7 protein-coding genes, 14 tRNA genes, 2 rRNA genes and 1 riboswitch are annotated in these 12792 nt (G+C 38.2%); all 23 genes read right to left on the minus strand.

Annotated features, from left to right (window positions below; genetic code table 11):
- Window positions 1–55 precede the first annotated feature (55 nt).
- Window positions 56–1252: an ISL3 family transposase gene (locus BMY57_RS14865; RefSeq protein WP_091774713.1), complete on the minus strand. Its 1197-nt coding sequence runs from the start codon at window positions 1250–1252 to the stop codon at window positions 56–58.
- A gap of 639 nt (window positions 1253–1891) precedes the next feature.
- Window positions 1892–2698, minus strand: coding sequence for an abortive infection family protein (locus tag BMY57_RS14875; RefSeq protein ID WP_091776026.1), 807 nt, complete (start codon window positions 2696–2698; stop codon window positions 1892–1894).
- Window positions 2699–3279: 581 nt separating this feature from the next.
- A tRNA-Leu gene (locus BMY57_RS14880) sits at window positions 3280–3362 on the minus strand.
- 101 nt (window positions 3363–3463) lie between these two features.
- Window positions 3464–4504, minus strand: coding sequence for a ribonucleotide-diphosphate reductase subunit beta (locus BMY57_RS14885; protein WP_091776028.1), 1041 nt, complete (start codon window positions 4502–4504; stop codon window positions 3464–3466).
- Window positions 4505–4519: 15 nt separating this feature from the next.
- On the minus strand, window positions 4520–6796 hold the full coding sequence (locus BMY57_RS14890) for a ribonucleoside-diphosphate reductase subunit alpha (RefSeq protein ID WP_091776031.1): 2277 nt from the start codon (window positions 6794–6796) through the stop codon (window positions 4520–4522).
- Between the two features lie 138 nt (window positions 6797–6934).
- Window positions 6935–7126, minus strand: a riboswitch (cobalamin riboswitch).
- Window positions 7127–7323: 197 nt separating this feature from the next.
- Window positions 7324–8166: a carbohydrate ABC transporter permease gene (locus tag BMY57_RS14895; RefSeq protein WP_091776034.1), complete on the minus strand. Its 843-nt coding sequence runs from the start codon at window positions 8164–8166 to the stop codon at window positions 7324–7326.
- Between the two features lie 13 nt (window positions 8167–8179).
- Window positions 8180–9073 carry a carbohydrate ABC transporter permease gene (locus BMY57_RS14900; protein ID WP_091776037.1) on the minus strand — a complete coding sequence of 298 codons (894 nt, stop codon included), beginning with the start codon at window positions 9071–9073 and terminating at the stop codon, window positions 8180–8182.
- Window positions 9074–9153: 80 nt separating this feature from the next.
- Window positions 9154–10548, minus strand: a complete 1395-nt coding sequence (locus BMY57_RS14905; RefSeq protein WP_439895799.1) for an ABC transporter substrate-binding protein — start codon at window positions 10546–10548, stop codon at window positions 9154–9156.
- 327 nt (window positions 10549–10875) lie between these two features.
- Window positions 10876–10949 (minus strand) — tRNA-Cys (locus BMY57_RS14910).
- Between the two features lie 11 nt (window positions 10950–10960).
- Window positions 10961–11035, minus strand: a tRNA-Gly gene (locus BMY57_RS14915).
- 6 nt (window positions 11036–11041) lie between these two features.
- A tRNA-Gln gene (locus BMY57_RS14920) sits at window positions 11042–11116 on the minus strand.
- A 6-nt stretch (window positions 11117–11122) separates the two neighbouring features.
- A tRNA-His gene (locus BMY57_RS14925) sits at window positions 11123–11195 on the minus strand.
- Window positions 11196–11199: 4 nt separating this feature from the next.
- Window positions 11200–11273, minus strand: a tRNA-Trp gene (locus BMY57_RS14930).
- 15 nt (window positions 11274–11288) lie between these two features.
- Window positions 11289–11373: transfer RNA gene (locus tag BMY57_RS14935), tRNA-Tyr, on the minus strand.
- Between the two features lie 7 nt (window positions 11374–11380).
- Window positions 11381–11456, minus strand: a tRNA-Phe gene (locus BMY57_RS14940).
- Between the two features lie 31 nt (window positions 11457–11487).
- Window positions 11488–11564, minus strand: a tRNA-Asp gene (locus BMY57_RS14945).
- 82 nt (window positions 11565–11646) lie between these two features.
- Window positions 11647–11723, minus strand: a tRNA-Met gene (locus BMY57_RS14950).
- 84 nt (window positions 11724–11807) lie between these two features.
- Window positions 11808–11883 (minus strand) — tRNA-Val (locus BMY57_RS14955).
- A 21-nt stretch (window positions 11884–11904) separates the two neighbouring features.
- Window positions 11905–11976, minus strand: a tRNA-Glu gene (locus BMY57_RS14960).
- Window positions 11977–11990: 14 nt separating this feature from the next.
- Window positions 11991–12082 (minus strand) — tRNA-Ser (locus BMY57_RS14965).
- A gap of 7 nt (window positions 12083–12089) precedes the next feature.
- A tRNA-Asn gene (locus BMY57_RS14970) sits at window positions 12090–12164 on the minus strand.
- A gap of 40 nt (window positions 12165–12204) precedes the next feature.
- Window positions 12205–12320 (minus strand): 5S ribosomal RNA (rrf, locus tag BMY57_RS14975).
- Between the two features lie 155 nt (window positions 12321–12475).
- Window positions 12476–12792: ribosomal RNA gene (locus BMY57_RS14980) — 23S ribosomal RNA — on the minus strand; the annotation flags it as partial.

Consider the following 12792-nt stretch of genomic DNA (forward strand, 5'->3'; position numbering starts at 1 on the left):
GGATCTCCCCAATAAAATGTGCTTATAGCTCCCTTTAACGTACAATTTCTGTTACTTATGCCGTTGGCTGCTTGCATTCCATTCGAATGCGCAAGTTAAAGTTGTCTAAATTTGGGCATCCATAACTTCGGCGTTTAATCGTTTTAATTAGATTATTTGTGCCTTCTAAAGGTGCATTAGTTATAGAATATTTAAAGTAATTTAATATTTCTTGTTTCCACTGTAATAAGGTTTTTACAATCTTCTGGATGTGACCTGTACCATCAAATAAGTAGTGTTGACAGTAATTTTCAAAACATTGTTTAGCCAAGTCATATTCTGTATGGTCGTAAAATTCTCTGAAATCTTGTAGGAATTGATAGAGTTTACTTAACTTAGGATTGGCTGATAGCCAATCATTTAAAGTTTCAATTTCGTCTTCTTTTAATTTTTCAGGTTTTGTCATAAGAAGTCTGCGTTGATGACGAATTTTCTTGTGGTTCGTAGCATAATTTTTATCTAATCTACGAGCATATTCTAAAGCTTTCGTGAAGAGTTGAATGACATGGAACTTATCTGCCACAATAGATGTTTCAGGCCAAACCTTCTGGACTGTCTTAGCCATGCCAGGTGCAAGGTCTGTTGAAACAACGTTTGGTGCAGAAAACGGGTATTGCTTAAGAGCCTCCTGGATCTTTTCACGGTCTTTTCCAGGTGAAGTTTGCCAAACATGGCCTGTATTTGCATCCATTAATGCAATGCTATATGAATGTCCTTTTTTATGAGCAAATTCATCCAAACATAAAGCTGATGGAGCATCATAATTTTCAGGATCAGCCATAACATCTTCTGCATATTGATAAAACCAATGAGCTACTGTCGATTCAGGTACCTGCATATCACGTGAAACATCTGCGAATGATTGCTTGATGCACTTCCTTGAAATCATTTGTTTAAAATGTGTCGTAACTGTGCCACGACAAGGTATTTCTGGAAATTGGACTGTCCAAGTGATGCCACAGTCCTCACAACGTTGCCGGTGCACTGGCACCTTAAGGTAAATTGTTTCTTCAGTAGATACCCAGGCGTGTTTCAATACACGATATTTATCACGAGCATGATTGGTACTTCTTTCAAAGCAGTATGGGCATACATAACATTGTTGAGCCTTAGGCTCAACACCTAAGATCCAACCATCAGAGACTGGTTCACCTTCATCATTTAAAACGAAATTTGTTAATTGAAGGATATCTGTAGTAAACTGTTTATACAAAGCAGATCTTCCTTTCTTATGTTGAGTTGTGGTTAACTTTAACGTTAAAGGAAGAATCTGCTTTTTTCAATGTCTGACACATTTCATTGTGGAGAATCAATATTATCCCAAAATTGCAAAATAAATCAATACCTCTAATATTATGATATCAATAAATTAATTTGACTTTGTATCAACTACGATCATGAGCTCTACAACAATTAACAATGTTAAATATTATATTAACCAACCTAGTAAATAGAGTGAAATATGTGTTTAGTGTGTATAGATGCCCTAATGAATTTATTTGATAAAGATATAGAAAACATAAAGTTTATTTACAACTTTATTGAAACAGATACTAAAATGGGAAGATTTTATGGGCATAACAGGAAGTTCAGAGAGGCATGCAAAAAGCATAATGTTGAATAAAAAGTTTGGAGTTAACTTTAGAAAAGGCAGTATATCATCAAGTTTTACACCGTTCTTATGAAATTGACCTTGATTTAGATATTGATGAAGATTCACCTTCGTTAAGCGATGGACAAGCTGAAAATGATGAATATTACTCCAGAACTAATCCAGGAAAATTACTATACAATTTTATAAAAAAATTTTACAAATCATAATTACACGGGCAAGCATTACGCAAGCCCGTTTTTATTTTTCTATAACTAGTGTACCTCTATCAAGTTGGTACTCGTATGTTTTAAACAAGAAATCCGCTACTGTTTTAGCCGAGTTAACTACTACGACTGCATGATGTTTATCTATTTTATACTTAGGAATATGAGAATCCCCACGGGAATTACGTATTTCTGATATACCGTTTACTACCTTAATTAACCCCGTTAAAACATCTTTTAACGCTTTATCTAGCTTTGGATCTTTAGGGTCAAGGTTTAAGTTTTGCCGTACTTTTGTAAACAACGCAGGTAAATCAATACTGTTACTTATCTCTTCATCTGAAAACTTATGTAGTATTTCCTTACAAACGCCTTCAACTAACGTTTTAGCACTTGTAACGGCCCCAGAGTAATCACCCGTTTCAATACGACTTTCACATTTACTTATCGATTCTAATATGTGTTCAAATGTTAGCACTTCGGGAACGGGACATTCTACGTTTACTATTTGCACATCAATTTGCTTTTCTTCTAAATAATCGATGTATTGATTAAAACAACGGCTAACGTAATTTTTGTGCAATATTTCATCTATACTACCTCCCTCTTGTTGAATGTTATAAACTGCCTCTTCAATGTTCCTGCAATCTTTAATAAACGAAGGTGCGTTCATTGCACGCTCTTTAGCTAACTTATTAATAATAATGCGTGTATCTTGAAAGTTTTTATTGTCGGTTTCTTGTGATGTTTCGTTACCCACAAATGACGATGTACTTTGTAAGTCAATTTCGGCAAGTATATCGGCTTTTGCCTTTTCTAGCTTTTCAATCGCACTTAACATACTTTTCCCCCCGTATTTTTACGTAATCTATAAATATAGTCTATCATTTTACTCTCTAGGTTTGTAATTTTTGTAAGTGAATTTTATGTGCTTGAAACGGAAAGCAGACGAAGATACCCCCACCTTTCTTAGCTATTAACGCTAACCCTACGATACACTCCCATAACTTATCTATTTACTACTTCTACTTTATGTATGTATTCACGGTTATAATTATACTAGAAAGAGCACACACGATTGTTTGTCGTTTACCTACCTTTAATTACAAAAAACACCGTAATATCTTATTAATCCCTTACGCCAACAAAGGTACGTAGATTGCAGGCAGTAATTAATTCATCAATCTGCTTTATCGTTAATGTTTCTATTACTTCTTTCTTACCGTTAAATTACTTGTAGGTTCTACACTTTGTACCGTTTCTAACTCATCAATACTTAACTCATTACTTCTACGTTTCCCATAATAATAAACACCCCGTATACGATTTATTACACACTCTTTTTGCGGTGAAAATCATGCGTGTAGCATTAAAAAACGCCTTACGTATATAACGTAAAGCGTTGGTGTTAGTGTGTTATAATACCGGTGGTCGGGTTCGAACCGACACTCCACAAGGGAATGCGATTTTGAGTCGCACGCGTCTGCCAATTCCGCCACACCGGCATGTGAAATATTTACGACAAGAATAAATATAACATGATTTAGTTTGTTTAGTCAATCTCTAAAATTAGCGAAGAAGGCAGGTCCTCCCTCCCTTCCTCCTTTTATAATTCATCAAATCCGTTTGTGTCAGATACCTTAGTATATTGACGGGATTTTTGCTCGAAGAAGTCTGATTTACCTTCATCGACTTCTTTGTAAGCTCTAATCCATTTCATTGGATTCTCTGTGATGTGAGGGTAAGGGGCTTCTACACCTAGTAGTTTACAACGTTTATTCGCTGTGTATTTGATGTACTCCTCTAATTCGTGCATATGGATGCCATCAATTTTATTCCCGATGATGTGCTCTCCCCACTTCACTTCAAGATCCACTGCTTTCTTAAATGTATCTGTTACAAATTGTTTATTTTCTTCTGTATTTAGGCCAGGGTTTTCATTTAGTGTTTCTTTAAAAATATGGGCAAATAAGTTTACGTGAATGAGCTCATCTCGATTGATGTAGTTAATCATCGTGCTCGTTGAAACCATTTTTTGATTTCGTGCCAAGTTGTAAAAGAACGCAAAGCCTGCGTAGAAGAATAAACCTTCTAAGACGACATCATATACGACTGATTCGATAAAGGCTTGTGGTGTTTTTTCCTCCACAAATCGGTCATAGCCTTCTGCGATAAATTGGTTACGCTCGAGTAACACTTCATCGTGCTTCCAATATTCAAAGATGCGATCTTGTTCCTCTTTATCCACTAATGATGATAAGACGTATGAATAAGATTGGTTATGCACGACTTCTTGGAAGGATAAGACTTGCATTAACGCAGATAGACTTGAATCCGTTAAATAATCTGCTACCTTCGCTGAGTAATCGGTTTGAATCGAATCTAAGAAGGCTAACAAGCCAATAATTTTCTTGAATGTTTCTTGTTCATCTTGTGTAAGCTCTGGCCATTGTTTACGGTCGTTGGACATATTAATTTCAAATGGTGTCCAAAAGTTCGCGAGCATGTTTTTATACATTGGGTAAGCCCAGCTAAATCTCACATCATCCCAATTTAAAACATTGGAGCTCTGTCCATTAATGATTCCTGTTGATGCATTGGGTGCTTGATAGTCATATAATTTTCTTTCTTTTATAATCTCAGTCATATTATGCCCTCCTTATTAAGATGCGCAGCTTTCACAGTCTTCAATATCAGAAGAAGTCGATCGCGTGTAATAAGTCGTTTTGAATTTAGCTTTCCATGCTTTTAAGTGTAAATCTAATAAATCTTTTGCCTTTATATTGTTTTTGACATAGAAGTTAAAGGAAATCGACTGGTCGATATGTTTTTGACGTGCTTTGTTTTGTTCAATCGTCCACGTATGATCGATTTCATAAGCCGATTTGTATAACCAAAATGTCTTCGGACTTAAATCCGGTGCTGTCACTGGAATTTTATAGTTTTTCTTCTCTTCAGAATAGAATTTCTTGAAAATAGGATCGATACTTGCCGTGCTTCCTGCGATCAGGCTCGTACTTGAGTTAGGCGCAACCGCCATCAAGTATCCGTTACGAACACCGTGTTGTTGAACCTCTTGTTTCAACTCGTCCCACTCAGGTGAATCATAGCCTCGATCTTCAAAATAACGGCCATTTGACCACTTAGACCCTTCAAAATAAGGGTAAGCTCCTTTTTCTTTAGCTAAATCCTTACTTGCTTGAATGGTTAAGTAAGCAATTTGTTCATACAGTTGATCCGCAAATTCAACCGCTTCTTCTGATTCCCAGCGGATGCCTTTTAATGCTAGGAGATGGTGGTATCCAAATGTGCCTAATCCGACGGCGCGATATTTCTGATTCGTCATTTGAGCTTGTAAGACTGGGATATCATTTAAATCGATAACATTATCAAGCATTCTCACTTGAATTGGAATCAGACGTTCTAATACATCCGCTGTGACCGCTCGTCCAAGATTGATACTAGATAAATTACAAACGACAAAGTCTCCTGGATTTTTCGTCACGATAATCTTGCCATCTTCCGTGTGTTGTTCTTCAACAGTTGTCGGGCTTTGGTTTTGTGTAATTTCCGTACATAGATTAGATGAATAAATCATGCCTTTATGACTGTTCGGATTTTTACGGTTCACTTCATCACGATAGAACATGAATGGGGTCCCTGTTTCCAATTGACTGACCATAATTCGTTTCATGATCTCAATAGCTGGAACTTCTTCTTTAGACAAATCTGGGTGATTCACACATTCTTCGTATTTTTCTCTAAAGCTGCCTTGACCGTCTTCTTCATCATAGAAATCTTCTAAGTTGTACCCCATCACTTGTCTAACTTCATGTGGATCAAATAAGTACCAACTCTCTCTTGCTTCTACCTTTTCCATGAATAAATCTGGAATAGAGACACCTGTAAATAAATCATGTGTTCTTTGACGCTCATCACCATTGTTGAGCTTGGCATCTAGAAACTTGTGAATATCCTTATGCCAAATATCTAAGTATACAGCAATAGCTCCTTGTCTTTGTCCTAATTGATCCACACTTACAGCTGTATTATTTAATTGCTTCATCCAAGGCATGACCCCACTGGATATCCCTTTAAAGCCTTTGATTGAACTTCCGTGTGAACGAATCTTTCCGAGATAAACACCAATTCCTCCACCATTTTTAGAAAGGTTGGCGATATCTGTATTAGAATCGTAAATACTTTGCAAGCTATCATCCACTGTATCTATAAAACAGCTGGACAACTGTCCGTGGGCTTTTCCAGCATTAGATAGTGTCGGAGTAGCCACTGTCATATATAAATGACTCAATGCCCAATAGGCTTCTTTAACAAGTGCTAGTCGTTGATTTTTTGGTTCATTGACCATAAGCGTCATCGCGATGGTCAAAAAGCGTTCTTGAGGTAATTCAAAAATTTGCCCTTCATGATCTTTAGCTAAATAACGGTCGGCCAAAGTCCGAATCCCGATATAGGTGAATAATCGATCGCGTTTTGGCTCAATGACGGCTTCAAGCTCCTCAAAGTCCTCTTTCGTGTATTGACTCAATAATAAGTCGCTATAAATGTTAATCTCTGTTAAATGTTGAGTTAATTCATAAAAGCTTCCGTACTTAAGTTCTTTCGAGTAACCACGGTTAGCAGCCGCTTCTTTATAAAGTTGATCCATGTAAACTTTAGCACAAACATAAGTCCAATCAGGTTCGTCTGGGCTAATATTTTCTAACCCTCTTAGTAAAATTTCATTTGTGATTTGTTGCTTCGTTATATGGTCTTTAGTCTCTAAAGATTGAACAATTTTTTCAATAAACGCATGCCCATCTAAATCTTCAAAACCTTTTAAAACATCTTCTAAATATTCTCTTAGATGTTGTTCACTAAAATCTTCTTGGTGTACTCCATCGTCAGATAAAATTGCCGGAATTGATTTGACTTGCATGAATACCCCTCCATAAATAAAAAATTCGCTTCTCCTCGGAGAAGCGAATAAAACGATTTGGATTAATAGCTGTAAAGAATTTAACTATCCAACTATTCAACCTTATCGTTTCATTCTCTCAATCCCCGAAGAGTGTTGAAACTTTACCTTATTAAGACAGGTCTCCTGACTTGCACATCTACCTATTCTGGACCTTCCCTTATAAGAACCGTATATCAGTTACTTATAAAGTGGTATTCCATTTCGTCCGTGCTTACAGTTGCGGGGGCAGTTCTGGATTTGCACCAGATTCCCTATTAAGCGATCAGCATCTTAATAAGCATTTTACTATATATAGTTTTTATTTTTAAAAAATAACACAATATCTTGTGTTTGTTCCATTATAGAATATAAAAATTAATAAAACAAGTGTTTTTTTAATAGATTCTATTAATAGTGTAATAGTTCTATAGTAGAAACGCTACAAAAATGATGAGTTTTAAGCAAAATAAAAATGCCACTATGATGAATAGTGACATTTAAGATCATTAACCTTTTAAGGCACCTTCTGTCATGCCTTTTGTAATGCGTCTTTGGAATATGGCGTACAAAATAATGACCGGGATAATCGCGATGACTAGACTTGCAAACAGTGTACCCCAAGCATTGGTATATTGGGCTTCACTACTTATATAATCGATCGCTAAGGCTAGTGTGTAATTCCCTTCTGACTGTAAAAAGATCAGTGCCATAAAATATTCGTTCCAAAACTGAATCGTATTCATAATCGTAACCGTAATAATTCCTGACATGGATAGTGGTGTAACGATTTTCCACAGAATACCGTATGGTGACATACCATCAATCGCCGCTGATTCTTCTAGAGATTTTGGAATGGTACTTATAAAACTTGTGAGGACAAAGATAGTAAATGGTAATTGTGATAATGCATACACCACCGCAAGACCCACTAGACTATCAAGCAAATTAAATTGATTTAATAAGAAGAATAACGGGATCCATGCTAAGACCATTGGGATCATCATAGCAGAAATATAAACAGTAAATAACACATTACTGCCTTTAAAATTAATTCTTTCGATTGCATAAGCGGTTGGAATGGCTAATACTAAACAAAGAACAGCTCCCATGAGCGTTACGATTAAACTATTAAAAACACTCGAACCAATATTATATTCCGTCCATGCTGTGATGAAGTTTTGATAATTAAACGTTTCTGGAAATCCCCAAGGGTTCGCATATATTTCTGCATTGGATTTAAACGATCCAAGAAACATCCAAAAAATCGGATATAGTACTGCTAAAGTCCATAATATTAACGGGATTCTAATGCCCGTTCTCGACATGATTTCACCAACTGTACGTTTCATATGCTCCCCCCTCCTAGTACTCCACTTTTTCTCTTCGTAGCAAGAATTGTAATAATAATACCGTTATTAATGAAAGGACTAATATCATGACACCAATTGTTGCTCCATAGCCAAAGTTATATTGCTTAAAGGCCTGTTGATATAAATAAGAACCCATAACATGAGTTGCATTGTTCGGTCCTCCACCTGTCATGACTTGAACAATAATAAAGGAGCCGTTTAACGTTGTAATAACTATGTATAAAATAGAGATTTTGATTTGTGGCCATATTAACGGTAACGTCACATGCCAAAATTGTTGCCATTCATTTGCTCCGTCAATACGCGCAGCTTCATAAGTACTTTTAGATATATTCGCAATTCCACCCATTAATAAAAGCATAAATAATCCGATTCCAGCCCAGACGGATGGTAATACAAGACTAGGTAATGCCCACTTTTCGTCACCAAGCCAAGGTCTTGCCCATTCACCAAGGCCAATTTTTTCTAGGCCTGAATTCACTAATCCTAAGCTAGGATTATAAATAAACATCCACAGAATCCCTATGACAACGACAGACATAATATTTGGGAAGAAAAACACGATTCGATAAAACGGTGCTTCTGTAATTTTAAGCTGTGTAAGTGCTACTGCCACAAATAGAGCAATAATCATAATCCCAATCACTTTAGTCACGACAAGAAAATAGTCATGCCAAATCGTTTTAGGAATAATATCGTCATTAAACAGCTTTGAATAATTGTCTAGTCCTACAAACTCTCGAGTATTGGATGCACCTGACCATTCAAAAAACGAAAAGTAGAGTCCATTAAATAATGGGTAAAGCGTAAATATACTAAACATAATAAACGTAGGAATTAAACAAAAGGCAAGAAATATATATTTTTGCTTCTTAGTTTGTACCATGTTCTGATCACTCTTTTCGCCTAAATAGTATATGGAATGCAGAGAAGATTTCTGCATTCCATATATAATTCTAAAAACATTTATTGTTCATTACGATAAGCTTCTGCAGCTTTTTCTGCTTCTTCAACAAATTCTTCTGCCGTTATATTACCAAGCATGAGAGAGACTAAGGCATCACTAATTGGTGTTTCTAAATCTGCACTCATTGGGTGTGGTTTGTGATAAATTTGTACTTGTTCAGGATCATTAATCATTTCGTTTGCTGCTATTAGATACTCTGGAACATTTTCGCTTTCTGATAAATCAACATCAGAAATATTCATAATAGCTCCTGTATGTTCTGAGAATAATCTTGCATACTCTCTTGTAAAGACAAAATCTACAAATGCTTTAGCAGCTTCTGGGTTTTCTGCTTCTTCAGCAATAGCAAGTGGACGTAAATCTGGAACAATCGCCATCGGTTCACCTGCTTCATTCATAGGTGATGGAATAAAGCCATATTGGAAGTCTTCTGGTGTATCCCCTGACATTTCGTTAGGTAACCAAAAACCTACTGGTATAAATGCATTTTCATGAAGAAGGAAATTCATTTGTGATTGAGTATGGTTTAAAGCTCCAAAACCTGAATCAATATATCCTTCTTCTTGCATTTGTTGAACGTTTTGCATAATACTTAATACTTCATCACTCGTCCATGCCCCTTCTTCACCTGTAATTACATCGGCTAATAATTCGTTACCACCATACGCAGAAAAGGCTGGATATAGCATACCTCTTAAGAAGTAATAAGGATGTTGACCAGTTGTGACAAATGGAGCAATATCTTCATTCTCCTGTATATCACCCATTGTACTCATAAAACTATCAAAGTCTGTTGGCACTTCGTATCCTTCTTCATCAAACCAAGCCATGTCATACCAAGTACCCCAAGTATCGAAAACTAATGGTAAACTATACAATTCACCATCGTATGATGCAGGCTCAGCAATAAAGTTATCTAATAAAGGTGTTCCATCTTCAAGTTCTATCTCTTCTGCCCATTCAGTTAAGTTCATTAACTGTCCGTCTTCAACCATTTGAGTTTCACTAGATCCTGCACCATCAATATATACAACATCAGGTGGATTTCCTGATGCCCAGCGAGATCTCATCTCTTCATTTATGTTTGGCCCCGCATGCTCGACCACTTCTACGTCAGGATATTCTTCTTGGAAATCTCCAATAACTTCTTTCCACCAAGAATCACCATAACCTCCAACAAAATATTGGATTTCAAGTTCTCCTGAAACTTCTCCATCGTTTGCACTGTAACTATTCTCATCATCAGTTTCTTCTTCATTATTATCAGATTCTTCTTCGGTGTCTGTCGATTCATCATCACCAGGCACCTCATCTGGCGCACATCCGACAATAAATGCTAACAAGAATAATGCCATCACTAACATTAACCAATGTCTTGTGGTCAATTTATTCAATTTCTCATCCCCCTAAATCATTTTTATTTGAAACCCAAGATTAGAAATTCTATAGGATCTATCTTTGGGTTTTCAGATACAGTTGAAAACAATCTTATAAAATACTAAGTCTTTTATATTATATCTGTAATCGCTTCCAAAATGAATCAGAAAATTTAGTTTAATTATAATTCCAATGATTTTTTATGTCAAATTCAATCGATAAAATTCGTAATAATATTTCATTATATGTAATTAAGTTCAATAATATGGTTTTTAGACAATAAAAAAAGTTGATAAACAGGTCTATCTGCTTACCAACTTGGATTATGTATTCAAATAAAGTTTTGGAGGCGGCAACCGGATTCGAACCGGTGATAAAGGTTTTGCAGACCTCTGCCTTACCACTTGGCTATGCCGCCACATAAAAAAATGGAGCGGAAGACGGGATTCGAACCCGCGACCCCCACCTTGGCAAGGTGGTGTTCTACCACTGAACTACTTCCGCATTAAATGGCTGGGCCACCAGGATTCGAACCTGGGCATCACGAGACCAAAACCCGTTGCCTTACCGCTTGGCTATGGCCCAACAGAGGGCGATCGGTGGGAATCGAACCCACGAGTGCCGGAGCCACAATCCGGTGCGTTAACCACTTCGCCACGACCGCCATATGGCAGGGGTAGTAGGAATCGAACCCACATCAAAGGTTTTGGAGACCTTCGTTTTACCATTAAACTATACCCCTAAATTTTATTAAAAATGGTGGAGGGGGAGAGATTCGAACTCCCGAACCCTGAGGGAGCGGATTTACAGTCCGCCGCGTTTAGCCACTTCGCTACCCCTCCAAATAAATGGTGGCTCGGGACGGAATCGAACCGCCGACACACGGATTTTCAGTCCGTTGCTCTACCGACTGAGCTACCGAGCCATTAAAAGAATTCATTATTCGATTATGTAAATGGCGGTCCGGACGGGACTCGAACCCGCGACCTCCTGCGTGACAGGCAGGCATTCTAACCAACTGAACTACCGGACCAAATAATTTGGTTGCACCCTCCCGGGCACTCCATATATCACCTTTCAACGAAGTATTTCGACGTAGTTGCGGTGAAATAATTTGGTTGCGGGGACAGGATTTGAACCTGCGACCTCCGGGTTATGAGCCCGACGAGCTACCAGACTGCTCCACCCCGCGATGTTGTCATTTGACTCTTATTCCGAGTCCTGACCATATGATTCATATTAAATTCTTATACTCTATTAAGCAAGCCCTTATAAATGGTGGAGGATGGCGGGCTCGAACCACCGACCCCTTGCTTGTAAGGCAAGTGCTCTCCCAGCTGAGCTAATCCTCCAGGGCAATATTATTTAATAGATGACCCGTACGGGATTCGAACCCGTGTTACCGCCGTGAAAGGGCGGTGTCTTAACCACTTGACCAACGGGCCATAATAATCAATTATGGCGGAGAGCGAGGGATTCGAACCCTCGAGACCGCGGTAGCGGCCTACACGATTTCCAATCGTGCTCCTTCGACCACTCGGACAGCTCTCCAAAAAAATGGCTCCAGCGGCAGGATTCGAACCTGCGACCGATCGGTTAACAGCCGATTGCTCTACCACTGAGCTACGCTGGAATATGTTTTACACTGTCCACGAAGGAGAAGTAAAGATTATGCCCGGCAGCGTCCTACTCTCACAGGGGAAAGACCCCAATTACCATCGGCGCTAGAGAGCTTAACTTCTGTGTTCGGCATGGGAACAGGTGTGGCCTCTCTGCCATCGCCACCGTACATTTTGTTTGTTATATGTAACTCGGTAATTTCCGAGACAAATAATATTATATTCACCTTCGCCAAAAAATGCAAGTGAAATTTAATATTTTTAGGTTGAAGAACCTTCAAAACTAAATACGAACCGCCAAGCGTCGCTTGCGTCTTTTCCAATCGAAGTTAAGTCCTCGATCGATTAGTATCCGTCAGCTCCACGTGTCACCACGCTTCCACCTCGGACCTATCAACCTCATCGTCTCTGAGGGATCTTACTCGCTCGAAGCGATGGGAAATCTCATCTTGAGGAGGGCTTCATGCTTAGATGCTTTCAGCACTTATCCCTGCCACACGTAGCTACCCAGCGGTGCTCCTGGCGGAACAACTGGTACACCAGCGGTGTGTCCATCCCGGTCCTCTCGTACTAAGGACAGCGCCTCTCAGATTTCCAACGCCCACGACGGATAGGGACCGAACTGTCTCACGACGTTCTGAA

Source organism: Piscibacillus halophilus, assembly GCF_900110685.1.
Lineage (GTDB): Bacteria > Bacillota > Bacilli > Bacillales > Alkalibacillaceae > Piscibacillus > Piscibacillus halophilus.

Excerpts from the sequence above, each read along its gene's own strand:
- BMY57_RS14875 (WP_091776026.1), bottom strand. The coding sequence starts at position 2,698 with ATGTTAAGTGCGATTGAAAAGCTAGAAAAGGCAAAAGCCGATATACTT.
- BMY57_RS14885 (WP_091776028.1), bottom strand. The coding sequence starts at position 4,504 with ATGACTGAGATTATAAAAGAAAGAAAATTATATGACTATCAAGCACCC.
- BMY57_RS14890 (WP_091776031.1), bottom strand. The coding sequence starts at position 6,796 with ATGCAAGTCAAATCAATTCCGGCAATTTTATCTGACGATGGAGTACAC.
- BMY57_RS14895 (WP_091776034.1), bottom strand. The coding sequence starts at position 8,166 with ATGAAACGTACAGTTGGTGAAATCATGTCGAGAACGGGCATTAGAATC.
- BMY57_RS14900 (WP_091776037.1), bottom strand. The coding sequence starts at position 9,073 with ATGGTACAAACTAAGAAGCAAAAATATATATTTCTTGCCTTTTGTTTA.